This is a genomic window from Promicromonospora sp. NPDC059942 (genome assembly GCF_042731755.1).
Taxonomy (GTDB): Bacteria; Actinomycetota; Actinomycetes; order Actinomycetales; family Cellulomonadaceae; genus Promicromonospora.
In genome coordinates, this window is record NZ_JBHWLR010000006.1 from 148974 (window position 1) to 173228 (window position 24255).

Genomic DNA, 24255 nt, shown 5'->3' on the forward strand with positions numbered 1-24255 from the left:
TTCAGCCTTCGACTCTCAGGACGGACGTGATCTCACGGACCGGTTCGAGCGTGCGCACGGCCGCGATGGTGGCGGCCAGCGACGCCTCACGGGCCGCGTGGGTGGTCAGCAGCAGCTCGGCCGTGCCCTCGGAGGGCCCGGTCTGGCGCACGGTGTCGATGGAGACGCCGTGGTCGCCCACGACGCCCGCGACCTGGGCGAGGACGCCCGGCAGGTCGGCGACGAGCAGGCGGACCTGGTAGCGCGTCACGGCGGCGTCCGCCGGGAGCAGCGGACGGGCCGCGTACGTGGACTCCTGCGGGCCCTTGCCGCCGAGCACGCGGTGGCGCGCCGCCGAGACGACGTCGCCCAGCACCGCGGACGCCGTCGGCCGGCCGCCGGCGCCCTGGCCGTAGAACATGAGCGGCCCGGCGGCGTCGGCCTCGACGAAGACCGCGTTGAACGCGCCCTTCACTCCCGCCAGCGGGTGCTCCAGCGGCACGAGCGCCGGGTGCACGCGCACGGAGACACCCTCGCCGGTCTGCTCGGCGATGGCCAGCAGCTTCACGGCGTGCCCGGTGCGGGCGGCCCACGCGACGTCGTCGGACGTGACGCCCGTGATGCCCTCGCGGGCGACGTCGTCCGCGGAGACGCGGGTGTGGAAGGCGAGGCTGGCCAGGATGGCGGCCTTGGCCGCGGCGTCGTACCCCTCGACGTCGGCCGTGGGGTCCGCCTCGGCGTAGCCGAGCTCCTGCGCCTGCTTGACCGCCTGGTCGAGGTCGAGCCCGCTGGTGGCCATCTGGTCCAGCACGTAGTTGGTGGTGCCGTTGACGATGCCCAGGACCCGCCGCACGTGGTCGCCCGCGAGCGACTCCCGCACGGGCCGCACGATGGGGATGGCTCCCGCGACGGCGGCCTCGTAGTAGATGTCGACGCCGGCGGAGTCGGCCGCCTTGTAGAGCGTGGGGCCGTCCGCCGCCAGGAGCGCCTTGTTGGCCGTGACGACGGCGGCGCCGCCCTCGATCGCGCGCAGCAGCAGGGCCCGCGCGGGCTCGGTGCCGCCCATCACCTCGACGACGATGTCCGCGCCGTCCACCAGCGACCCGGCGTCCTCCGTGAGGAGCTCGGGCGGGATGGCGGCGTCGCGGGGGCGGCTCGCGTCACGGACGGCGATGCCGGCGAGCTCCAGCGGAGCGCCCGCGCGGGCGGCGAGATCAGTGCCCTGCTCCAGCAGCATCCGGGCCACCTCGGTGCCCACGACGCCACAGCCCAGCAGTGCGACACGCAGCCCGCGGGCGGGCTCGGGGACAGGCACAGCGATCCTGCTTTCGTGTTCGGGGGACGGTCCGCTCCCGGTGCGGTTCCGCACGGGTCGGGACGTTGCGACCAGGGTAACCGGAGCGTCCGACATACGGGCGCCCTGTCTCACGACAGCGGCCCCAGGGCGCCTGGCCCAACGGCCTGCCCGCAAAAAGACCGCCGAGGCAGTCACCTGGTGACTACCTCGGCGGTCCGGGCTCGCGGGGCCGGTCAGGCCTCGTTGATCCCGTGGCAGACCTTGTACTTCTTGCCCGAGCCGCACGGGCACTGCGCGTTGCGCGGCGTGCCCGGGAAGGTCCGGCCGTCGCTCGTGGCGGCCGTCGCCTCGCCGTGCAGGGACGCCCGGCGGCGCGCGCCGTCCGACGACTGCATGAACGCCGAGCCCGTGCCGTCCTCGTTCGGGGCCGAGTACGTCAGCGGCTGCTGCTGCCTCGGGGCGTCCAGGCCCTTGGCGAGCAGGATCGGCTCCGTGGCCGCGCCCGCCGCACGGCGCTGGCGCGGAGGCGGCGGCTGCTGACCCTGCTGCGGGGCCGCCGCGGGCTGGACCACCGGGATCTGCGTGGTGGGCGGGGCGTCGGGCTGGCCCGTGCCCAGGCGGCCGCGCGGCGGGACCGGCCCGGCCGCGGGCAGCTCGGAGCCGCCGTCCTCCGCCTGCTCGGCGCCCGGCTGCTGCACCGTGACCTCGAGGTTGAACAGGAACCCGACCGACTCCTCCTTGATGGCGTCGGTCATCGCCTGGAAGAGCTGGAAGCCCTCGCGCTGGTACTCGACCAGCGGGTCGCGCTGCGCCATGGCGCGCAGCCCGATGCCCTCCTTGAGGTAGTCCATCTCGTAGAGGTGCTCGCGCCACTTGCGGTCCAGCACCGAGAGCACCACGCGGCGCTCGAGCTGGCGCATGGCCGGGGCCGAGAGCTCGTCCTCGCGCGCCTGGTAGGCCACCCGCGCGTCGGACAGGATCTCCTCCAGCAGCATGTCGCCGCCGAGCCGGTCGATCCCGCCCGCCTCGTCGGCGACCTCCTCCGGCGTCAGGGACACCGGGTAGACGGCCTTGAGCGCCGTCCACAGCGCGTCCAGGTCCCACTGCTCGGGCGGGCCCTCGGCGGTCGCGTTGGTGACGTACTCCGTGATGGTGTCCGTGAGGAAGTGCTGCACCTGCTCGCGCAGGTCCTCGCCCTCCAGCACCCGCAGGCGCTCGGCGTAGATGACCGTGCGCTGGCGGGACAGGACGTCGTCGTACTTGAGGACGTTCTTGCGGATCTCGAAGTTGCGGGACTCCACCTGGCCCTGCGCGGACATGATGCCGCGCGTGACCATCTTGGACTCCAGCGGCATGTCGTCGGGGAACCCGGCGCGGTTCATCATCGACTCGGCGAGACCGGAGTTGAACAGCCGCATCAGGTCGTCCTGCATCGACAGGTAGAACCGGGACTCCCCCGGGTCGCCCTGACGGCCGGAACGACCACGCAGCTGGTTGTCGATGCGGCGGGACTCGTGCCGCTCCGTGCCCAGCACGTACAGGCCGCCGGCTTCCTTGACCTCGTCGTGCTCGGCGGCGACGCGGGCCTTCGCCTTCTCCAGCGACTCCGGCCAGGCGGCCTCGTACTCCTCCGGCGTCTCGACCGGGTCGAGGCCCCGCTCCGAGAGCTCGGCCACCGCGAGGTACTCGGCGTTGCCGCCGAGCATGATGTCGGTACCGCGGCCGGCCATGTTGGTGGCGACCGTGACGGCGCCCTTGCGGCCCGCCATCGCGACGACCGCGGCCTCGCGCTCGTGCTCCTTCGCGTTGAGCACGTTGTGCGGCACGCCGGCCTTCTTCAGCTTGGCGCTGAGCAGCTCCGACTTCTCGACGCTGGTGGTGCCCACCAGGACCGGCTGCCCGTAGGCGTGCCGCTCCACGATGTCCGCGACCACCGCGTTGAACTTGCCGTCCTCGTTCTTGTAGACGAGGTCGGGCTGGTCGAGGCGCTGCGGCGGGTTGTTCGTCGGGATCGGGACGACGCCGAGCTTGTAGGTGCCCTGGAACTCGGCGGCCTCGGTCTCGGCCGTACCGGTCATGCCCGAGAGCTTGCCGTACAGGCGGAAGTAGTTCTGGAGGGTGATCGTGGCGAGCGTCTGGTTCTCCGCCTTGATCTCCACCCCCTCCTTGGCCTCGATGGCCTGGTGCATGCCCTCGTTGTAGCGGCGGCCCGCGAGGATACGGCCCGTGTGCTCGTCGACGATCATGACCTCGCCGTTCAGCACGACGTAGTCCTTGTCGCGCTTGAACAGCTCCTTGGCCTTGATGGCGTTGTTCAGGAAGCCGATCAGCGGCGTGTTCAGCGACTCGTACAGGTTGTCGATGCCGAGGTAGTCCTCGATCTTCGCGATGCCCGGCTCGAGCACGCCCACGGTGCGCTTCTTCTCGTCGACCTCGTAGTCCACGGTCGGCACCAGCCGCAGCACGACCTTGGCGAACTCGGTGTACCAGCGGTTGGCGTCGCCGGCCGCGGGACCCGAGATGATCAGCGGGGTGCGCGCCTCGTCGATGAGGATCGAGTCCACCTCGTCGACGATCGCGAAGTTGTGCCCGCGCTGCACCAGGTCGTCCGTCGACCACGCCATGTTGTCGCGCAGGTAGTCGAAGCCGAACTCGTTGTTCGTGCCGTAGGTGATGTCCGCGGCGTACATCTCGCGGCGCTGCGCCGGGGTCTGGCCCGACAGGATGACGCCGGTGGTCATCCCCATGAACCGGAAGACGCGGCCCATCAGGTCACCCTGGTACTTCGCCAGGTAGTCGTTCGTGGTGATGACGTGCACGCCGTCGCCCGACAGCGCGTTGAGGTACGCCGCGGTGGTAGCCACCAGCGTCTTGCCCTCACCGGTGCGCATCTCGGCGATGTTGCCGAGGTGCAGCGCCGCACCACCCATGATCTGCACGTCGAAGTGCCGCTGGCCGAGGGTGCGCCGGGCCGCCTCGCGGATCGCCGCGAACGCCTCCGGCATCAGCTCGTCCAGGTCGGCGCCGTGCTCGAGACGCTCGCGGAAGCGGGCCGTCTCCTCGCGCAGCTCGGTGTCGCTGAGCTCGACGAAGCTGGGCTCCAAGCGGTTGACCTGCTCAGCCACGTTATGCAGCTTCTTCAGGACACGTCCTTCGCCGATGCGAAGGACCTTGTCGAGGATGGACACGCGGGTTCTCCCAGGTCGTCGTCGAGTTTTCGCCGTCGCCCATGGTAGGCCGTAAACCTGAGCGGGTGGCCCAGAGCGGACGGCGGACCGACGGGGTTCGCTCTCGGGGTAACGATCACGGGAAGCATGCGGTTCCTGAGCACGTCATGGGTTCCTCGTGACGAACCGGAGACCGACACCGGATAGAGTGGTCACATCGCCCACCCGCCCGCGCTCGCGCGGCAAGCCGTCCCGTGCTCGACCCCGGGTTCGCACCTGGTACCCCTGGCACGACGTCCTGTCCACGAGCCCTGACAGGACGGAACGGACGTGCTTCCGGTACTCCTCGCCCACGGCGTCCTGGCCCTTGCCGCGCCCGCACTCTTCGCCCGCCTCGGTCGACGCGCCTTCTGGGTGCTCGCCCTCGGTCCCGCCGGGGCCACCGCGTATGCCCTGTCCCAGACGTCGGCCGTGTACGCCGGCCGCACGCCCACGGAACGCGTGGAGTGGATCCCCGCGCTGGGCCTGGCCGTCGACCTGCGCCTCGACTCCCTGTCCTGGCTCATGCTGCTGATCGTGGGCGCGGTGGGCGCCCTCGTGCTCCTGTACTGCAGCGCCTACTTCGCCAAGGACGCCCGCGGCCTGGGCCGGTTCGGCGGGATCCTCGTGGCGTTCGCGGGCTCGATGGCCGGCCTCGTCACCGCTGACGACATGCTCCTGCTGTTCGTGTTCTGGGAGCTCACCACGGTGTTCTCCTACCTGCTGATCGGCCACTACGCGGACCGCACGTCGTCGCGCCGGGCCGCCATGCAGGCGCTGGTCGTGACCACCGCGGGCGGGCTCGCGATGCTGGTCGGCGTCGTCATCCTCGGGGTCGCCGCCGACACGTGGAGCGTGTCGGCCGTCGTCGCCGACCCGCCGACGGGGCCGGCCGTGACCGTGGCCGTCGTCTGCCTGCTGGCCGGGGCGGCCACCAAGTCCGCCCTGGTGCCCACCCACTTCTGGCTGCCCGCCGCGATGGCGGCGCCCACGCCCGTGTCCGCCTACCTGCACGCGGCCGCCATGGTGAAGGCGGGCATCTACCTGGTGGCCCGGTTCGCGCCCGCGTACTCGGACCTCACGGCCTGGCGCACGGTCGTGCTCGTGCTCGGCGGCACCACCCTGCTGCTCGGCGGGTACCGCGCGCTGCGCCAGCACGACCTCAAGCTGGTCCTCGCGTTCGGCACGGTCTCCCAGCTCGGCCTGCTCACGGTGCTGCTCGGCTACGGCACGCGCGCCACCGCGCTGGCGGGCCTCGCGCTGCTCGGCGCGCACGCCATGTTCAAGGCGTCGCTCTTCCTCGTGGTCGGCGTGGTGGACGCGGCGACGGGCACCCGTGACCTGCGCAAGCTCGCCGGCGTCGGACGGCGGCTGCCGGTCACCGCCCTGGCCGCCACGCTCGCGACCGCCTCGATGATCGGCCTGCCCCCGTTCGCCGGCTACGTCGCCAAGGAGGCGGCGCTGGCGGCCTGGGAGCACGACGGCGACCTGCTCGGCCGGGTCATGACCGTCGTCGTCGCCGTGGGCTCGGCCCTCACCGTCGCGTACGGGCTGCGGTTCCTCTGGGGCGCGTTCAAGCCGCGCCTGCCGGCCACCGCCGAACCCCTGGAACGAGAGGTCGCGACGGCGCACGGCGCGGCGCCCGGCACGACGCCGACGACCACTCCCCCCGCGCTGCCCGAGGCCGCGCCCGGCACGATCCACCCGCAGCCGTTCTGGATGGTCGCGCCGCCGCTGGTCCTCGCGGTCCTCGGCCTGGTCGTGGCCCTCGTGCCCCAGGTGGGCCAGGAGCTGCTCGCCCCGTACGCGAACACCTACCCCGCCGGCGAGCCCGGGCACCTCACCCTCTGGGAGGGGTTCACGCCCGCCCTCGCGATCACCGTCGCCGTGTTCCTGGCCGGTGGACTCGCGTTCTGGCAGCGCGCCCGCGTCGAGCGGCTGCAGGACTCGCTGTGGTCCCCCGACGGCGCCGACGTGCTCTACCGCCGCTTCATGCGCAAGCTCGACCGCCTGGCCAGCGACGTCACGGCCGGCACGCAGCGCGGGTCCCTGCCCTTCTACCTGGGTGTCATCCTCGTGACGCTCGCCGTGGGACCCGGGCTCGCGCTCACCTTCGGCCTGGTGGGCGAGCCGAACGGTCTCCCCGTCGCGCAGGACGCCGCGGGACGCGACGGCGTGCTCCACCTCGGCCCGTTCGCCCTGGTGCCGTGGGACCGCCCGGCGCAGCTCGTCGTCGTCCTCGTCGTCGTGCTGGCCGCCGTGCTGACGGCGCGCGCCCGCCGCCGGCTCAAGGCCGTGATCCTGGCGGGCGTGGCCGGCTACGGCAACGCGGCCCTCTTCCTGCTGCACGGCGCGCCCGACCTGGCCCTGACCCAGGTGCTGTGCGAGACCCTGACCCTGGTGGTCATGGTGCTGGTGCTCCGCCGCCTGCCGCCGTACTTCTCCGACCGTCCGCTGGCGGCCAGCCGCTGGGTGCGGCTCGCGATCGGCGTGGTCACGGGCCTGGTCGTCATGGCGTTCGTGGCCGCCGCGCCGCTGGTGCGGGTGCACACGCCGGTCTCCGTCGACTTCCCCGTGGAGGCCGAGACCTTCGGCGGCGGGCACAACATCGTCAACGTCACGCTCGTCGACATCCGCGCCTGGGACACCGTCGGCGAGATCTCGGTGCTCCTGGTGGCCGCCACCGGCGTCGCGTCCCTCGTGTTCCTGCGGCAGCGCAGCGGCGACGTCCTGCGCCTCGACCGGGCCGCGAACCCGCAGGCGGTCCAGCCCGGCGACAGCGCCAGCGCGCAGCCGGCGCGCCGCGGCCGGTGGCTGCTCGCCGGGCCCACGCTCGACCCCGTGCAGCGGTCGATGCTGTTCGAGGTGCTCACCCGCGTGATCTTCCACCCCATGATGCTGTTCGCCCTGTTCTTGCTGTTCAGCGGGCACAACGCGCCGGGTGGCGGGTTCGCGGCGGGCCTCGTGGCCGGCCTGGCCCTGACCGTCCGCTACCTGGCGGGCGGCCGGTTCGAGCTGGGCGAGGCCGCCCCGGTGCATCCGGGCCTCGTGCTCGGCACCGGCCTGTTCCTCTCGGCGGGCGTGGGCCTCGTGGCGCTGCTCGCCGGGCAGGAGGCGCTCGAGAGCACGATCCTCGACCTGCACCTGCCCGTGCTGGGCGACGTGCACCTGGTCACCAGCCTGTTCTTCGACGTCGGAGTGTTCCTCGTGGTCATCGGCCTGGTCATCGACATCCTGCGCACCTTCGGCGCCGAGCTGGACCGGCAGGCGGAACCCTTCGCCTGGTCGATCGGCCAACGCCGGCGCGTCGAGGTCCGCACCGGGGGTGACCGCGCATGATCGTGCTCGACACCGTGCCCTCGGGGGCGCTGCTGCTGACCGTCGGCGTGCTGTTCGCCTCGGGCGTGTACCTGCTGCTGGAACGGTCGCTGACCCGGGTCCTGCTCGGCTTCGTGCTCATGGGCAACGGGGCCAATCTCGCCATCCTCGTGGCCGGCGGCCGCGCGGGGGCGCCGCCCATCACCGGCGCCACCGCGGAACCGATGAGCGACCCGCTGGCGCAGGCCATGGTGCTGACGTCCATCGTCATCACGCTCGCCCTGGTCGCGTTCGTGCTGGCCATGGCCTACCGCTCGTGGCAGCTGCACGGGCACGACGAGGTGCAGGACGACCTGGAGGACACCCGCATCGCGCGGCTCGCCGTCGCGGACGCGCCGTCGTACGCCGACAGCGACGCCGAGGAGTCGGGGTCCACCCTGGACGAGGAGGCGGTGGCCGTGCGGGACGAGGTCGCGCAACCGGACCCCGCCTCCGGGTCGGACGACGCCGCCCGGCCCGGCGCCGGCACCCGCGGGGGTGATGGCGCGTGAACCTGTGGAGCACCGAGACGCTCGTCCCCCTGCCCGTGCTGGTACCGCTGTTCGCCGCGGGCCTCGCCCTGGCGCTGCACCGGTACGAACGGGCGCAGCGGATCATCTCCGTGGTCGCGCTGTCCGTCGTGGTGGCCGCCGCCGCGGGCCTCGTGGTCGCCGCCCAGGACGGCCCGGTCGTCATCGACGTCGGCGGATGGGCCGCGCCCGTCGGGGTCAACCTCGTGGCCGACCCGCTCTCCGCGCTGATGCTGCTGGTCAGCGGCGTGGTGCTGCTCTGCGTGCTGCTCTACTCGATGGCGCAGGGCATCGCCGACGGCGACGACCGGACGGCGCCCGCCACCAAGGACACGAAGATCCTGCGCGAGGCCCTGGAGGCCCAGGACCCGGACGCCGACGAGGACGTGCGCCGCGACGTGCTGCCCGTGGCGATCTTCCACCCGACGTTCCTCATCCTCGCCGCGGGTGTGGCGGACGCCTTCCTCGCCGGCGACCTGTTCAACCTGTACGTCGGCTTCGAGATCCTGCTCGCCGCCTCGTACGTGCTGCTCACGCTGGGCGGGACCGTCGAGCGCATCCGGGCGGGCAGCGTCTACGTGGTGGTCGCGCTGCTCAGCTCGATCGTGTTCCTCGTCGCCGTCGGCCTGGTCTACGCCGCCACCGGCACGGTGAACATGGCCCAGCTCGCCGAGCGCCTGCCCGACATCGACCCCGGCGTCCGGCTCGGCATCCAGGCGCTGCTGCTGCTCGCGTTCGGCATCAAGGCGGCCATCTTCCCGCTGTCCGCCTGGCTCCCGGACTCGTACCCGACGGCCCCCGCGCCGGTCACCGCCGTGTTCGCGGGCCTGCTCACCAAGGTCGGCGTGTACGCGATCCTGCGCACCCAGACGCTGCTCTTCCCGCGGAACGAGGTCCTGGAGAACGTCCTGCTCGTGCTGGCGCTCGCCACCATGATGGTGGGCATCCTCGGCGCGGTCGCGCAGGACGACGTGAAACGTCTGCTGTCGTTCACGCTGGTGAGCCACATCGGCTACATGATCTTCGGGGTCGCGCTCGCCACCCAGGCGAGCACCGCGGCGGCCATCTTCTACGTGGTGCACCACATCACCGTGCAGACGGCGCTGTTCCTGGTCGTGGGGCTCATCGAGCGCCGCACCGGGACCACGTCGCTGGACCGCCTGGGCGGCCTCGCCACCCTGGCGCCCGGGCTCGCGGTCCTGTTCTTCGTGCCGGCCATGAACCTGGCGGGGATCCCGCCGCTGTCCGGGTTCCTGGGCAAGGTGGGCCTGCTGGAGGCAGGTGTCGTGGACGGCTCCGGGCTGGCCTGGGTGCTGGTCGTCGGCTCGGTGGTCACCTCGCTGCTCACCCTCTACGCGGTGGTCCGGGCCTGGAACAAAGCGTTCTGGCAGCCCTGCCCCGAGAAGCTGCCCGAGCCGACGCCCCTGCCCTGGGGCATGGTCGGTCCGACGGCGGCGCTGGTGGCCGTCAGCGTCGGGCTCACCGTGATCGCCGGCCCGCTGTACGACTACGCCGACCGGGCGGCCGAGTCCGTCATGGACGGGCACACCTACATCGAGGCCGTGTTCCCCGACGGCGCGCCGCGCGGCACCGGCGAGTCGAACAAGGTCACCGACGACACCGTGGAGGTGGAGCCGTGAACCACACCGACACCGCCCAGGGCCCGTGGCGCCGCCAGGCGCGCCGGCTCGTGACGCTCTGGCCGACCATGGTCGTGGGCGCCGTGCTCTGGGTGCTCCTGTGGGGCGACCTGTCCTGGGCGAACGTGCTGTCCGGCGTGCTGCTCGGCGCGCTCGTGGCGCTGGCCTTCCCGCTGCCGCCCATCGGCACGGCCACGACCCTGCGGGTCGGCCCGCTGCTCCACCTGCTCGGCCGGTTCGTCGGGGACCTCGTGCTGGCGTCGTTCCAGGTGGCGTGGACCGCCGTGGTCCCGCGCCGCACCGCACGCGGCGGCCCGACGCCGCACGGCGCCCTGGTCTCGGTGCCCCTGCGCGCGGACTCGGACCTGTTCATCGCGACGACCGCGGGCCTGTCGTCCCTGGTCCCGGGCACGCTCGTGATCGACCTCGACCGGCCCAGCCGGACCCTGCGGCTGCACGTGCTGGACATCGCGGCGTCGGGCGGGCCCGAGGGCGTCCGGAAGGCCACCCTCGACCTGGAGGCCCGGCTGCTGCGCGCCTTCGCACCGAGCGCCGAGCTGGCCCGGGTCGGGCTCGCTCCGTACACCCTGGACAAGGAGGAACGCCGATGATGCTCGCCGTCGGGGTGGTAGCGACCACCCTCCTCGCCGTGGGCGCGCTGCTCGCGGTGGTCCGGATCGAGCGCGGGCCGACCATGCTGGACCGGACCGTGGCGTTCGACGTGCTCACCACCGCCCTCGTGGGCGCCATCGCCGTCGAGGCGGCGATCTCCCGCCGCACCGAGTCCGTGCCCATCCTCCTGGTGCTCTCGCTGGTCGGGTTCATCGGGTCGGTGACGATCGCGCGCTTCGCCGCCGTCGAGCCCCCCAAGAACGGCACCGCCGCGCAGCGGTCCGGGCCGCGGCCGGGCGCGGTCGGCCCGGGGCCGGGTGGGGCGGGGCCAAACGGTTCGGGCGCGGCCGGTTCGGGTGCGGCCGGCTCGGGCGCGGCCGGTTCCGAGTCGCCCTCGGGCGCCGTCGACGGGCGGGAGGAGTCATGACCGTCGTGACCGACGTCGCCGCCGCCGTCTGCCTGCTGCTCGGCGCCTTCTTCTCGTTCTCCGCCGGGGTCGGCGTGATGCGGTTCGACAACTTGCTCTCCCGGATGCACGTCGTGGCCAAGCCGCAGGTCCTGGGCCTGCTGCTGCTCCTGGCGGGCGTCGCGCTCCGGCTGCAGGACAAGGGCTCGGCGACGATGCTCCTGCTCGTCGCGATCTTCCAGCTCATGACGTCGCCGGTGGCCGCCTACATGGTCGGCCGGGCCGGGCTGCGCACGCGCTGCGTGGACGCGACGCTCCTGGACACCGAGGACGACGCCTTCCCGGCGCGCTCCTCGGCGCAGCGGGATCAGATGTGAGGCCCGGCTAGGCCGCGCCGCCGCTGGTGGCGGGCTCGTCGGCAGGCTCGTCGGCCGGTTCGTCGGCCGGTTCGTCGGCCGGCTCGTCCGCCGCTTCGCCGGAGGGCTCGTCGGCGGATGCCGCGGCGGACCGGCGCTCCGCCTGCGCGTCGCGCAGCTGCTCGGCGGCGTCGTACCCGAGCGCCGCCTCGGCCGCCTCGTCGGCGAGGGCCAGGCCGGCCGTGCCGTACAGGTGGAACACGGCGTCGGCGCCGTGCCGCTCGAGCTCGGCCGCGTCGTCGTCGTACCGGGCGACGGCGGCGACGGTGCCCTCGAACCCGCTCGCGCGCAGCTGGGACAGCGCGATGAGGTTGGCCGCGTGGAACGGCATGGCGAGGATCGCGAGGCGGACGGCGCCCGCGCTGCGCACCCGGCCCCAGAACTCGATGTCCGTCGCGTCGGCCTGCACCACCGTGAAGCCCTCGCTGCGCAGGGCGGTGACCCGGGTCGGGTCGTGCTCGACGCCCACGACGTCCATGCCGTAGTCGTCGCGGAGCTGCCGGACGGCGCCGCGGCCGACCCGGCCCATGCCGAGCACGAGCGCCTCCGCGCCGGACACGTCGATGAGCCGTTCCTCCCGGTGCAGCCACTCGTTGGGCTTGGACGGGAAGCGCTTGGCGAGCGACATCGCGAACTCGTTGCCGCGCGTGTTGATCGCGGAGGACAACACGAAGCTGGCGGCGACGGCGACGGCCAGCACCACGAGCCACTCGTCGTGCAGCAGGCCGGTCTGGGAGCCGACCGCGACCACGATGAGGCCGAACTCGGAGTAGTTGGCCAGCACCAGCCCGGACAGGATCGCCGTCCGTTTGCGCAGGCGCATCAGGCGCAGCAGCACGGCCGTGACGATGGCCTGCAGCGGCAGCATGAGCAGCAGGAGCAGCCCGATGATCGCGGCCTGCCAGCTCAGCTCGCCGGAGAAGCCGATCGAGACGAAGAAGCCGACGAGCAGCAGCTCCTTGACGGTGAACAGGTTGCGGGACAGCTCGGTGGCGGCGGGGTGGCCCGCCAGCAGCATGCCCATGACGAGCGCGCCGAGGTCACCCTTGAGCCCCACCGCCTCGAACAGCGCGTAGCCCGGGCCGAGCGCGACGGCCACGCCGAACAGCGCCTGCAGCTCGCCGTGGCCCACGCGCGACCACACCTTGCGCAGCAGCCAGGCGCCCGGGATCAGGAGCACGAGGGCGAACGCCCACGGGCTCGGCGGGTGGTCGGAGGCGACCGACAGGAAGACGACGGCGATCAGGTCCTGCATGACGAGCACGCCGATCGCGATCCGGCCGTACAGGGCGGACTGGTCGGAGCGGCCGTCGAGCACCTTGACCACGAACACCGTGGAGGAGAACGACAGCGCGAGCCCGAGGAGCGCGAGGACGCCCAGGCCCTCGCCCGCGAGCATCGAGAAGCCGACGACGCCGAGCAGGCCGAGGAAGCCCACCGCGATCGCGACGCTGACCAGCAGGTGCGCGACGGTGGTGAACCAGACGTCCTTGCGCAGCAGCGTCTTGACGTCGAGCTTGAGGCCGATGCCGAAGAGCAGCAGCGTCACGCCCAGGTCGGCGACGGTCCCGAGGTAGGCCGGCTCCTGGACCCCCGCCGCGTGGAGCGCGAACCCGGCCACCAGGAACCCGACCAGCGGCGGCAGCCGGAGCAGCACCGCGCCGAGCCCGGCCGCGACCGTGGCTACCAGAAAGATCGCAGCGGTGGCCATGCCCCGAGTTTAGTTGTCGCGTGTTTCAGGAAACCGCCGCCGCGGCACGCAGTGCGGGTGAAAGGGTGCCCTTGTCCTCGACGGTCACGCCCTCCAGACCCAGCCACCTGGCCATGGCGTGCAGCTCGTGCGCCAGCCGGGCCGGCGTGTGGTCCGTCAGCGTCGGCTCGGCGTGCGCCGACTGGACCCGCAGCACGCCCGCGGCGCGGTCGGCCTTGAGGTCCACGCGGGCCGTGAGCTGCGCGTCCTCGAGGAACGGGAGCACGTAGTACCCGTCGGTGCGCTGGGCGGCCGGGGTGTAGATGCCGATCCGGTAGCGCATGCCGAACAGGCGCTCCAGGCGGGTGCGCTCCCAGACCAGCGGGTCGAACGGGGCGAGCAGGGCCTGCCCGGCCGCGCGCCGCGGACGGGCGGCGTCGCGGTGCAGGAACCACTTCTCGGACCCGCCGGCCACGCGCGCGGGCAGCAGCACGCCCTCCTCGGCGAGCTCGGCCAGGGCCCGGTCCGCGACCGGCCCCTTGAGCCGGTAGTAGTCCTTGATGCTGCGCGCGTCGCCGATCCCCTGCGCCCGCGCGCCGAGCTCCAGCAGGGCCTTCTTGGCCTCGAGCTCGGGCACCTCGACCAGGGCCGACGGCGGCAGCACGCGTTCCGGCAGGTCGTAGAGCCGCTCGAACTGCGCGTTGCGCCCCGCCGAGACCACCTCGCCGGTGAAGAACAGGTGCTCGACCACGCGCTTCTCGGTGCTCCAGTCCCACCAGGTGCCGCGCTTGCGGCGCACCGAGCGCCCCTCGGAGACGAACCGGTCGTGGATCTGGGAGGCCGACAGCGGGCCCTCGGAGGCCACCAGGTCGTGCACCTCGCGGACCTGAGGTGCGTCGGGCAGGCGCACGCCGTCCAGCTCGCGCCAGTCGTACTCCTCGGCGAACCACCGGCGGCGGAACGCCAGCAGCGGCCAGACGTGCGGGGGCACGTAGGCCGCGACGTGCGCCCAGCTCTCCACGAGCCGCCGGTCCGCCGCCGCGCCCCGGGTCGAGCGCCGGGCGTGCCGGCCCGAGACCGTGGCCCGGTCCAGCAGGTCGGTGTCGTACGGGCCGAGCCGGGAGAACAGCGGCAGCAGGTGCGCGCGGGCCAGCACGTTCACCGAGTCGATCTGGAACAGGCCGAGCCGGTCGATCACGCCCTGGACGTGCCGCATGGTGCGCGGCCCGTCGGTGCGCGGGCGATGCAGGCCCTGGGCCGCCACGGCGGCCCGGCGTGCCTGGTCGAGGGACATCTGGATCGGTTGCACGGCCCCATCCTGCCGCGCACCACTGACACTCGCGCCGACGCTCCCCCCGACGTGCACAGACCTGTGGACAACCGGCGGCGGGGCGCGGCGGCGGGCAGGGTGGGCGGGTGCGTCCCGTCCGTGAGCTCGCTCGCCTCCTGCTGCCCGTCGCCTGCCCGTGCGGCGAGCCCGACGTGCCCTGGTGCGCCCGGTGCGCGGCGCTCCTCGCCGCCCCGTTCGCGCGGGTCGAGCACGGCGCGCCCCGCCTGGACCGGCTCGACGGCGTGCCGCCGGTGCCCGTGTGGGCGCTGACGCCGTACGCCGGCCCGGTGCGCGACGTCGTCGTGCACTGGAAGGACCGCGGGCGGGCCGACCTCGACCGCCTCCTCGCACCCGCGCTGCGCCGGGCCGTCGCCCGCCTCGGGCCGGTCCTCTCCCCCGCCAGCGGTGCACCGCTCGCGGTCGTGCCCGTGCCCTCCACGGGGGCCGCGCGCCGGGCGCGCGGCCGCGAGCCCGTGGCCGTCCTGGCCCGGGCGGTGGCCACGGGGCTGCACGACGGCGGTGTGCCCGCACACGTGGTGCCCGCCCTCGTCCGGACCGGGCGCGGCCGGGACCAGGTGGGCCTCGGCGCGCGGGCCCGCGGGCGCAACCTGAGCGGTTCCGTCCGCATGACGAGACGCGGGGCGCGGGCGCTCGGACAAAGATCCGTGTGCATTCTTGTGGACGACGTGCTCACGACCGGCGCGACCCTCGCCGCCGTCGAACGAGCCCTCGAGGAGTGCGGCCACGACGTCCTGGGAGCAACCGTGCTGGCAGCGACCCCGGCCCCCGGGACGCGGCGCTCAGATCTCGGAGACGTGAGCGTCGGGTGAAAGCGACGTTCCGATCCGAACCTGAAAGTGTGACAGATCTGTGTCGTCTTGTTCACCGTTGGTTGGGACTGTCGTTACCCAGGCGACGGAGTTAGCCTGAACCTCCCACGCAAGATCCGAGCTCGACGAAGTTGTCGGGCGCCGCGACGGGAGGTGGTACGTGCCCGGCACCAGCAGGGGGTGCCTGACCCAGTAGAGAAGGGCGCGCGCCGCCGGCAAGGGACGGCGTGGCCCAGTGTTCCCGGAGCGGAGATACGCACATGGAAATTGTCGTTGTCGGCAGGCACACGGACGTGGCAGACCGTTTTCGCCAGCACGTGGAGGACAAGCTCGCCAAGGTGGAGCTGCTGTCCCCCTACGTACGCCGGGTGGACGTGGAGGTCACGCACGAGAACAACCCGCGGCTGTCCGAGAACCGCGAGCGCGTCGAGCTCACGCTGCGCGCCAAGGGCCCGGTGATCCGCGCCGAAGCTGCGGCAGACGACCGCTTCGGCGCCCTGGACCTCGCGATCGACAAGCTGAACGAACGACTCCGCCGAGCCCGGGACCGTCGCAAGGACCACCGGAACAACAAGGTGCTCGCCCCCGTGGACGTGCGCCCGCTCGACGAGATCCTGACCGACGGCGGCTCCAGCGGACCCGAGCCCCAGATCTCGACCCCGGCAGCGCTGGCCGCGCCGGGTGACTCCGTGGAGACCACGATCGGCGACTCGCCCGTGGTGATCCGCCAGAAGCTGCACCACGCCGACCCGATGACCCTGGACGACGCGGTCTACGAGATGGAGATGGTGGGCCACGACTTCTACCTCTTCATCGACAAGGAGACGTCGCGTCCGTCGGTGCTCTACAAGCGCAAGGGCTGGTCGTTCGGTGTGATCCAGCTCGACAACCCGTGCGGCGGCGCCCCGGTCACCGACCTGACGTAGCGGAGCGGGCCGGGTAGGCACAGCCGAGAACAGGATGGCGGCGAGGCGGATACGGTTCCGCCCCGCCGCCCTCCTGTTCCCGTCCTGTTCCCGCGCGGGAACAGGAGCCAGGTCAGCCCGGGTAGGCGACGAGGTCCACGTCCTCGGCGATCGGCTGCCAGACGCCGGTCTCCTCGTGCTCCAGGTCGCCGTCCTCGGTGAGCACGAGGATCCCCTGGTCGGTCACGCCCGCCGCGATCTGCGCGACGTCGGTGAGCCCCGGGAGCTGGCGCGACTGCCCGGCGGTACCGGCCAGGCCGCCGACGCCTGCGTTCCAGACGGAGGACGTGCCCTGACCGTTGCGCGTCAGGAGGGCGAGCGTGGTGAGCCCCGCCCAGCGGGCCTCCACGACGTCGGCCACGGGCGCGGCGACCGACAGCGCCGCCGCCAGGCTGACCGGGGCGTCCTCGGCGTCGCGCACGACGCCCGCGACCTGCACCTGGCGGCCGGACGGCGTCTCGCTGACGACCGCGATGCGCGAGCCCTCCGGCGACACCGACACGCTGACCACCCTGCGGCCCTTGAGCCACTCGGGCTTCAGCTCGACCACGTCGAGCGTGTCCGTCGCCACCCGCAGCTCGCCTGCGTCGCCGCTGGTCCACGTGTTGCCGAACTTGTCCACCGACGGCGCCGCCAGGTCGGCCCCCTCCAGGACCGGCACCGGGCCCTCGCCCTCGTCGAGGGAGAGGTTGACGATCCTGTCCGTGCCGTCGCGCACCACGATGGGCGTGGTCCCGGGGCTGACGGCGAGCGCGGTCGGGTCGATGCCCGACAGGTCGATGGACACGTCGTGCTCGACGAGCCGGCCGTCGTCCACCCGGTACAGCTTGTCGTCCTTGAGCACGATCGCCTGGGCGATCGTCGCCGGCAGGTCCACGTCGGCCGCGTCGACCGACAGCCGGTTCTGGTTGCTGAACAGTTCGACGGGAACCACCCGGCCGGCGCCCTCGGAAAGGGTCGCGGAGAGCTGCGCCGCGATCACCTTGCGCTGCGCCGCCGGCACCTCGCTGATCTGCTCGGTGAGCCGGATCGGCACGACGTCGGCGTCGTCCCGGCCCGGGACGGACTGCGAGACGAGCCCGGTCCCGTCCGGAACCAGGGACTGCGTGGCGCCCTGGAGCCACTCGGGCGGCCCGGCGAGGATCTGCTCCACGGCCACCTTCTGCCACAGCCGGCGCGGGAACCAGCGCAGGTCGGGCACCAGGGTCGTGATCTCGTTCGCGCTCGGGAAGTACAGCCGCGTGGCCCGGTACTGGTTGGCGAAGAGGTTGGCGGGCACGAGCACGCCGTTGTCGAGCGCGGAGATGCGCCACTCGCCGCCCACCATGACGAGCGTGAACCGGTAGCCGACCTCGCGCGGGCTGCCCACCTCGGTGTAGGCGCCGGTGCTGTCCAGGGTCGCGATGGTCGTCGCCCGGACGACGATCTCCACCGTCTCGGTGGTCCCGAGGTCGATCTCCCCCTCCAGCGGCTCCGGCAGCGGCGCCTCACGGACGACGCGCACCGCCTCGTCCGGGGTCCCAGGCGTCCGCGACCTCGCTGGTCAGGAACTCCCGAGCGGTCTGGAACTCCTTGGGCGACGTCGCCGCGGCAGCGGCCGCGCCGAGGAAGCCCGACACGATCGCCTGCGGCTCCGTACCCGGCATGGGTCCGCGCGGCAGCAACGCGATGTCGGTCTGCGGCTCGACGGGCGCGGTGCCCACCCGGACGGGGCCGGAGGTGGGGATCTGGGCGCAGGCCCCGAGCCCGACGGCGGCGAGCAGGGCGACGACGACGGCGACCGCGGTGTTCGCTGCCCTGCGCATCAGCGCACCTCCAGGTCGGTCGTCGCGGATCTCGATCCGGCACGCTCGTCGCGCTCGCCGCGCTCGTCCAGGTCGTGGTCGGACAGGTCGGGGATCTGCGTCGGGGTCGGGCCGGCGGACGGGTGCACCACGGGGACCTGCCCCGTGAGCACACCGGGCCCGTGCGAGGCGGGCGCCATGGTCACCGGCGGCTCCTCCACCTGGATTCCTGCGCTGCGCGGGAGCGTGAGGCGGAAGCTCGCCCCCTGCCCCGGGCGGCCCCAGGCGTCGAGGCGGCCCGCGTGCAGGTGGGCGTCCTCCAGGGCGATCGCCAGGCCCAGGCCGGAGCCACCCGTGGTGCGGGCGCGCGCCGGGTCGGCCCGCCAGAAGCGGTCGAACACGTGCTCGACCTCCTGCTTGGTCATGCCGACGCCGTAGTCGCGCACCACGACCGCCACCGCGCGGTCGTTCTCCGCGACCGTCACCTCGACGGGGCGCTCCTCCGCGTGCTCGATGGCGTTGACCACGAGGTTGCGCAGGATGCGCTCGATCCGGCGCGGGTCGAAGTCGGCCGCGGCGTCGCCGTCGGGCAGGCGCACCGAGACCCGGACGTCCTTGGTCTCCGCCAGCGGGGCGGCCTGCTCCACCACGGACATGACCAGGTCGCCCAGGTCGCGCCGCTCGGCGTCGAGCACGGCGGCGCCGGCGTCGAACCGGCTGATCTCCAGGAGGTCGGCCAGCAGCGACTCGAACCGGTCGATCTGGCCCAGCAGCAGCTCGGCGGAGCGGCTGGCGTCCGCGTCCATCTGGTCCCGCGACTCGTGGATGATCTCGCTCGCCATCCGGATGGTCGTCAGCGGCGTGCGCAGCTCGTGCGACACGTCGGAGACGAACCGCCGCTGCATCGCGGAGAGCTCCTCCATGCGCCGGATCTGGTCCTGCAGGCTGTCGGCCATCTCGTTGAACGACCGCGCCAGGCTCGCCATCTCGTCGGCGCCGCGCGCGCCGGGCATGCGCTCCGAGAGATGCCCCTCGGCGAGGCGCTCGGCCACGGTCGCGGCCCGCGTCACCGGCGTCACGGTCTGCCGGGCCATCGTCCACGTGACGACGCCGAGCAGGGCCAGCATCCCGAACCCGCCCGCGAGCAGCACGCGGTGCACGAACGACAGCGTCTCCTGCTCGGGCTCCAGGGAGTAGAGGTAGTAGATCTCGTAGCGGGCGTCGGGCGCGGCCTGGACCGTGGAGCCCACGATGACGCCCGGCCGGACCACGCCCGGGTCGTCGGCCGCCGGGATGCCCACCGCCTGGAGCACCTGGTCGTCCTCGGAGGCGATGTTCGCCTGGCGCAGCTCGTCGGTGATGACCACGTCCGTCAGGTCACCCCGGGACACGACGTCGGACACCTGCGCGGTGCCGCCGGGCTCCTGCAGCAGGAAGTAGTCCTGCGCGGTGGAGCCGCTGGTGGCGGTGAGCGTCGAGACCGTGTCGTTCAGCAGGCTCTGCAGGTCGCCGTTCGACGTCGTCGCGGAGTTCGAGAAGTTCTCCGAGACCTGCGTCGTCAGGGCGGCGGCCTCCCGGTCGATCGCCGCGAGCCGCTGCTCGTAGATCCCGTCCCGCACCGACGTCGACAGGTACAGCCCGAGCACGGCGATCGCCGCGAGGCCGATCGCGAGGGCGGTGGTGACGACCCGCAGCTGCAAGGAGGAGCGCCACTGCGCGACCCCGCGGCGGGTGGCCCGGACCGTGACCACCCGGGCCCGTGAGACCACTCGGCGAAGCCGCGCGGCCAGGCCGGACGGCATCAGCGTGTCGCGCCCGCCTTGTAGCCGACACCGCGCACCGTCAGCACGATCTCCGGGTTCTCCGGGTCCCGCTCGATCTTGGAGCGCAGGCGCTGGACGTGCACGTTGACCAGGCGCGTGTCGGCGCTGTGCCGGTAGCCCCACACGCGCTCCAGCAGCACCTCACGCGTGAAGACCTGCCACGGCTTGCGGGCCAGCGCCACGAGCAGGTCGAACTCGAGCGGGGTGAGCGCGATGCGTTCGCCGTCGCGCATGACGGTGTGGCCCGTGACGTCGATCTCGACGTCGCCCACGACCAGGCGCTCCGGGCCCGGGTCCTCGCTGCGGCGCAGGCGCGCCTTGATCCGGGCGACGAGCTCCTTGGGCTTGAACGGCTTGGACACGTAGTCGTCGGCGCCGGACTCGAGGCCCACCACCACGTCGAGCGTGTCGGACTTGGCCGTCAGCATGATGATCGGCACGCCCGACTCGGCGCGGATCTCGCGGCAGACCTGGACGCCGTCCTTGCCGGGCAGCATGAGATCGAGCAGCACGAGGTCGGGCTGATGGGTCCGGAACATGCCCAGCGCGGAGTCCCCGTCGGCGCAGAAGATCGCCTCGATGCCCTCGCCCTTGAGGACGATGCCGATCATCTCCGCCAGTGCTGTGTCGTCGTCGACGACAAGAACTCGTACCTTCATGCCCTCCAGTGTGCCAGCCTGGTCCAGCAAACCCGGCCTCGTGCGCCCCGACCTGGCGTGTTCGGCCCAGGTTCACCCGGTGGGGGTATGCCGGGGGCCGCGGGTGGACCACACCCCGGTACGGGGGAAAACCCCCGGAGAACCCGGCGGTCGACCCCATGTCGCCCCCACCCCGGCAGGGGCGAACCTGGCACCATGACAACCATGACCGCCGACCGGCTCGCACCCGCCGTCGTCCCGGACGGCGCCGCGCGGCCCGGCCCCGGCTTCCTCACCGCACCGTTCGCGGCCCGCACCTGGCGCGAGCAGGGCTATCTGACGCTGGTGCTCCTGCTGGCCCCGTTCGCGCTGACCTACACGCTCTTCGCGGTCAGCTTCACCGCCGGCATCGCCGTCACGGTGGTCGGGCTGTTCGTGGCCGGGGCCGTCGTGGCCGGCGGCCGCGGCTGGGGCGCGATGTACCGCGGCCTCGCCCGCGACCTGCTCGACCTCGACGTCGCCGTGCCCGCCCCGTACGTGCGGCCGCGCGGCTTCTGGCGCACGATCGGCTCCCTGATCGGCGACGCCACCGGCTGGCGCGCCCTGCTGTTCATGTTCGTCACGTTCCCGCTCGCCATCCTGTCCTTCGTCACGAGCATCACGTTCCTGGCCACCGGCCTGGGCGGCCTCACCTACTGGTTCTGGTACCGGTACCTGCCGGAGCAGCCCGGCGCCGACGGCGCGCTGCACCGCGGGGCGCAGTTCGGCGACGCGTACTTCCTGGACACGCCCCCGCGCCTGGCCCTCGCCGCGCTCGCCGGCCTGCTGCTGCTCTTCTGCTGGCCGTGGATCACGCGGATGTTCGCCCTGCTCTTCCGGGTGCTCACCAGCGGCCTGCTGAGCCCGACCCGGGCGAGCCTGCGGGTCGCCGAGCTGGAGCGGTCCCGCACCGGCACCGTGGACGACGCCGACGCCCGCCTGCGCCGCATCGAGCGCGACCTGCACGACGGCACGCAGGCCCGCCTGGTCGCGGTCGCCATGCAGCTCGGCGAGGCGCGCGAGCAGCTCGCCGACGGCGGCGACGTCACCCAGGCCGTGGAGCTGGTCGACACCGCGCACGCGTCGACCAAGGAGGCGCTCACCGAGCTGCGCGAGCTGGCCCGGGGCATCCACCCGCCGGCGCTCGACAGCGGCCTCGGCGTGGCGCTGGAGACCCTCGCGGCACGGTCGCCCCTGCCCGTGACCGTCGACGTGGACCCGGGTGTGGAGGCGGACGGCCGGCTGGCCCCGGCGCTTGAGTCGATCGCGTACTTCAGCGTGGCCGAGCTCGTCACGAACGCGGCCAAGCACGCCCGCGCCTCCGGCGTGTACGTGCTGGTCGAGCCCGTGGCCGGGGCCGGCGGCGCCAGGGCGGCGCTCCGGATCCGCGTGCGCGACGACGGCCGCGGCGGCGCCGTGGTCGTCGCGCCCGACGGCTCGGGGCTGCGGTCCGGCCTGGCCGGGCTGGCCGACCGGGTGCGGTCCGTCGACGGCACGTTCGACCTGTCCAGCCCGGCCGGCGGGCCTACGGTGGTCACCGTGACCCTGCCCACCACCGGCCCGGCCGGACGCGCGTGACCGGCCCGGCCGAGCCGACGTCCGGCGCCGGCGCCGGCCCGACGGCCGCTGCCGGCGCCGGGCTCCGCGTGCTCATCGCGGAGGACTCGGCGATCCTGCGCGACGGCCTCGCCGCGCTCCTGACGCGGCGGGGCCACACCGTGACCGGCGTCGGGGACGGGATCGCGCTGGAGCGCGAGGTCGCCCGGGCGGTCCGCGAGGAGTCGCTGCCCGACGTCGTGGTGGCGGACATCCGCATGCCGCCCACCTTCACCGACGAGGGGCTGCGGGCCGTGCTGAGCCTGCGCGCCCGGCACCCGCGCCTGCCCGTGCTGCTGTTCTCGCAGTACGTGGAGACCCGGTACGCGAGCCGGCTCCTGGCCGGCGACGCGCGCGGCGTGGGCTACCTGCTCAAGGACCGGGTGGCCGACGTGCGCGACTTCGTCGACGCGCTCGGCCGCGTGGCGCGGGGAGCCACGGTGCTGGACCCCGAGGTGGTCACGCAGCTCATGGGCTCCGCCCGGCAGGACACCGCCCTGGAGCGCCTGTCGGCCCGGGAGCGGGAGGTGCTGGGCCTCATGGCGCAGGGCCGGTCCAACAAGGCCGTCGCGGACCTGCTGCACCTGTCGGCCGGGGCGGTCGAGAAGAACGTCGCGGCCATCTTCACCAAGCTGGACCTGCCGCAGGACGCCGCCGACCACCGCCGGGTCCTGGCCGTGCTCCGGCACCTCGGCGTGTGACCGCGCGCGGAGCCGACCGCCGAAAGCGATAGACCCCCTAACGGTTCTTGTCTACGATGTGTCCGATTCGGCATGGACCGGATGAACCGGACAAGTGGACAGGGGAGATCTATGGGCAGAACGCAGAGGTTGCGCCTCACGGCCGTGGCGGCCACCGTGACCGTCGCGGCAACGGTGGCCGTCGTTCCGACGGCCTGGGGCGTGACCGCCACCGGCGCGTCGGTGGCCCGGGCGGCCAAGACCGCCGACACCGGCATCGTGTCGACCGTCGCGCCGGTCCTGAAGGCGGACGGCGCCGCCCGGCGCACCTACTCCGCCCAGGAGATGCAGCGGGTCGACGCCGAGGGCGGGGACCCTGCCGTGCTGGAGTACTGGACCGAGGAGCGGATGGCGGCGGCGAAGCCGCTGGACGCCCCCGGCGACCCCGCGCTCGTCGAGAAGATGGCCAAGGGCGTCGCGACGGAGCTCATGGCCGGCACCACGGTCGGCCGCGCGGGCGACCTCCCGGCCACCCGGCTGGGCGACGACGCCTCGGCGGGCACGACCGTGACCCGCCCGGTGGCGCCCGAGAAGGCCTCGGCGGGCGGGGCGCAGACGCAGTCGATCAACACGTTCCCGATCAGCACCGGCAAGCTCTTCATCGGCGGCTACGGGAGCGGGAGCTACTGCTCGGCGGCGACGATCAACACCAAGTCGAAGCGGGTGGTGATCACCGCGGGCCACTGCGTGCACGAGGGCCGGGGCGGTACCTGGCACAGCAACCTGGTCTTCGTGCCGAGGTACGACGGCAACGCGGCCGACCCGACGCCCTACGGGACGTTCCAGGCGCGCACCCTGCACACCTTCAAGACCTGGGTGCAGAAGGGCGGCACCGCGCAGGGCTGGTACCGCGACGTCGGGATGATCACGACGTTCGCGAACGAGGCGGGGCAGCGCGTGGTCCCGGCCGTCGGCGGCAACGGGCTGAAGATCGACCAGTACTACCGCTGGCCGGTGAAGGTCTTCGGCTACCCGTCGAACCGTGACTACGGCGAGGTGATGTGGGGCTGCCAGGGCATGACCCGCAAGAGCAGCGTCGCGGCCCGCACCTCGCTGATCAGCGGGTGCAACTTCGGCACCGGGTCCTCCGGCGGCCCGTGGGTGTGGCACTACAGCGACAAGACCCGCCTGGGGTACGTCCGCGGGGTCACCTCGTACGGGACCCCGCAGAACCGTTCCATCGGAGCGCCGCACTTCGACAGCGCGGTGCACCAGCTCGCCGTCCAGACCAACGGATGAGCAGCAACGGATGAGCATCGACGGGTAAGCAGCAGCGGCAAAACGCCCCCCCCGTCCCTGCCTCTTCTCTCTCTCCCCCCGCCCCCTCCCCCCCTCTCCCCCCCCCCCCCCCCCCCCCCACCGCCCCTCTAGGGAAAG

At 73.1% G+C, this 24255-nt stretch carries 18 protein-coding genes and 2 pseudogenes; 11 read left to right on the top strand and 9 right to left on the bottom strand.

Annotated elements, in window-relative coordinates; genetic code table 11:
- Position 1: 1 nt before the first annotated feature.
- Both ACFV9Q_RS11975 and secA read right to left on the bottom strand, forming a co-directional pair.
- Complete coding sequence (locus tag ACFV9Q_RS11975; protein ID WP_377228464.1) at positions 2–1294, bottom strand: homoserine dehydrogenase; 1293 nt, start codon at positions 1292–1294, stop codon at positions 2–4.
- Between the two features lie 215 nt (positions 1295–1509).
- A complete protein-coding gene (secA, locus tag ACFV9Q_RS11980; protein ID WP_377234602.1) occupies positions 1510–4464 on the bottom strand; it encodes a preprotein translocase subunit SecA in 2955 nt (984 codons plus the stop codon).
- A gap of 309 nt (positions 4465–4773) precedes the next feature.
- Between secA and ACFV9Q_RS11985 the strand changes: the two genes are divergently transcribed.
- The 6 genes from ACFV9Q_RS11985 to mnhG are packed head-to-tail and all read left to right on the top strand — an operon-like array spanning position 4774 to position 11404.
- Positions 4774–7821, top strand: a complete 3048-nt coding sequence (locus ACFV9Q_RS11985) for a Na+/H+ antiporter subunit A (protein WP_377234603.1) — start codon at positions 4774–4776, stop codon at positions 7819–7821.
- Complete coding sequence (locus ACFV9Q_RS11990; RefSeq protein ID WP_377234604.1) at positions 7818–8351, top strand: Na(+)/H(+) antiporter subunit C; 534 nt, start codon at positions 7818–7820, stop codon at positions 8349–8351. Before ACFV9Q_RS11985 ends, ACFV9Q_RS11990 begins: the two co-directional genes overlap by 4 nt.
- Positions 8348–10009 carry a Na+/H+ antiporter subunit D gene (locus ACFV9Q_RS11995; protein WP_377234605.1) on the top strand — a complete coding sequence of 554 codons (1662 nt, stop codon included), beginning with the start codon at positions 8348–8350 and terminating at the stop codon, positions 10007–10009. The genes ACFV9Q_RS11990 and ACFV9Q_RS11995 overlap by 4 nt, the downstream gene beginning before the upstream one ends.
- A complete protein-coding gene (locus ACFV9Q_RS12000) occupies positions 10006–10620 on the top strand; it encodes a Na+/H+ antiporter subunit E (RefSeq protein WP_377234606.1) in 615 nt (204 codons plus the stop codon). The genes ACFV9Q_RS11995 and ACFV9Q_RS12000 overlap by 4 nt, the downstream gene beginning before the upstream one ends.
- Positions 10617–11048: a monovalent cation/H+ antiporter complex subunit F gene (locus ACFV9Q_RS12005; protein ID WP_377234607.1), complete on the top strand. Its 432-nt coding sequence runs from the start codon at positions 10617–10619 to the stop codon at positions 11046–11048. Before ACFV9Q_RS12000 ends, ACFV9Q_RS12005 begins: the two co-directional genes overlap by 4 nt.
- A complete protein-coding gene (gene mnhG, locus ACFV9Q_RS12010; RefSeq protein WP_377234608.1) occupies positions 11045–11404 on the top strand; it encodes a monovalent cation/H(+) antiporter subunit G in 360 nt (119 codons plus the stop codon). The genes ACFV9Q_RS12005 and mnhG overlap by 4 nt, the downstream gene beginning before the upstream one ends.
- A gap of 7 nt (positions 11405–11411) precedes the next feature.
- Here the strand turns inward: mnhG and ACFV9Q_RS12015 are convergent.
- The 3 genes and pseudogenes from ACFV9Q_RS12015 to ACFV9Q_RS12025 all read right to left on the bottom strand — a co-directional run.
- Positions 11412–11516, bottom strand: a pseudogene (locus ACFV9Q_RS12015) (DUF3027 domain-containing protein); the annotation flags it as partial.
- Positions 11517–11648: 132 nt separating this feature from the next.
- Positions 11649–13154 (bottom strand): annotated as a pseudogene (locus ACFV9Q_RS12020) (cation:proton antiporter); the annotation flags it as partial.
- A 25-nt stretch (positions 13155–13179) separates the two neighbouring features.
- Positions 13180–14442 (bottom strand): winged helix-turn-helix domain-containing protein, encoded by a 1263-nt coding sequence (locus ACFV9Q_RS12025; protein ID WP_377234609.1) that lies wholly within the window; start codon positions 14440–14442, stop codon positions 13180–13182.
- 107 nt (positions 14443–14549) lie between these two features.
- Between ACFV9Q_RS12025 and ACFV9Q_RS12030 the strand changes: the two genes are divergently transcribed.
- On the top strand, positions 14550–15293 hold the full coding sequence (locus tag ACFV9Q_RS12030; RefSeq protein WP_377234610.1) for a ComF family protein: 744 nt from the start codon (positions 14550–14552) through the stop codon (positions 15291–15293).
- Positions 15294–15553: 260 nt separating this feature from the next.
- The gene (gene hpf / locus ACFV9Q_RS12035; RefSeq protein WP_377228453.1) at positions 15554–16219 is read left to right on the top strand and encodes a ribosome hibernation-promoting factor, HPF/YfiA family; all 666 of its coding nucleotides are present in this window, start codon (positions 15554–15556) and stop codon (positions 16217–16219) included.
- A gap of 112 nt (positions 16220–16331) precedes the next feature.
- Here the strand turns inward: hpf and ACFV9Q_RS12040 are convergent, their stop codons facing one another.
- Genes ACFV9Q_RS12040 through mtrA form a run of 4 tightly spaced genes read right to left on the bottom strand, consistent with a single transcriptional unit; the run spans position 16332 to position 20524 of the window.
- A complete protein-coding gene (locus tag ACFV9Q_RS12040) occupies positions 16332–17762 on the bottom strand; it encodes an LpqB family beta-propeller domain-containing protein (RefSeq protein ID WP_377234611.1) in 1431 nt (476 codons plus the stop codon).
- Positions 17746–18063, bottom strand: coding sequence for a hypothetical protein (locus ACFV9Q_RS12045; RefSeq protein ID WP_377234612.1), 318 nt, complete (start codon positions 18061–18063; stop codon positions 17746–17748). The genes ACFV9Q_RS12040 and ACFV9Q_RS12045 overlap by 17 nt, the downstream gene beginning before the upstream one ends.
- Positions 18063–19811 carry an MtrAB system histidine kinase MtrB gene (gene mtrB, locus ACFV9Q_RS12050; RefSeq protein ID WP_377234613.1) on the bottom strand — a complete coding sequence of 583 codons (1749 nt, stop codon included), beginning with the start codon at positions 19809–19811 and terminating at the stop codon, positions 18063–18065. Before mtrB ends, ACFV9Q_RS12045 begins: the two co-directional genes overlap by 1 nt.
- A gap of 32 nt (positions 19812–19843) precedes the next feature.
- A complete protein-coding gene (gene mtrA / locus ACFV9Q_RS12055; RefSeq protein ID WP_026366090.1) occupies positions 19844–20524 on the bottom strand; it encodes an MtrAB system response regulator MtrA in 681 nt (226 codons plus the stop codon).
- Between the two features lie 195 nt (positions 20525–20719).
- Here mtrA and ACFV9Q_RS12060 point away from each other — a divergent pair, with 195 nt between their 5' ends.
- The 3 genes from ACFV9Q_RS12060 (at position 20720) to ACFV9Q_RS12070 (ending at position 24117) form a co-directional block, all read left to right on the top strand.
- Positions 20720–22120 (top strand): sensor histidine kinase, encoded by a 1401-nt coding sequence (locus tag ACFV9Q_RS12060; RefSeq protein ID WP_377234614.1) that lies wholly within the window; start codon positions 20720–20722, stop codon positions 22118–22120.
- A 68-nt stretch (positions 22121–22188) separates the two neighbouring features.
- On the top strand, positions 22189–22839 hold the full coding sequence (locus ACFV9Q_RS12065; protein ID WP_377232529.1) for a response regulator: 651 nt from the start codon (positions 22189–22191) through the stop codon (positions 22837–22839).
- Between the two features lie 111 nt (positions 22840–22950).
- A complete protein-coding gene (locus ACFV9Q_RS12070) occupies positions 22951–24117 on the top strand; it encodes a trypsin-like serine peptidase (RefSeq protein WP_377234615.1) in 1167 nt (388 codons plus the stop codon).
- Positions 24118–24255: the final 138 nt, after the last annotated feature.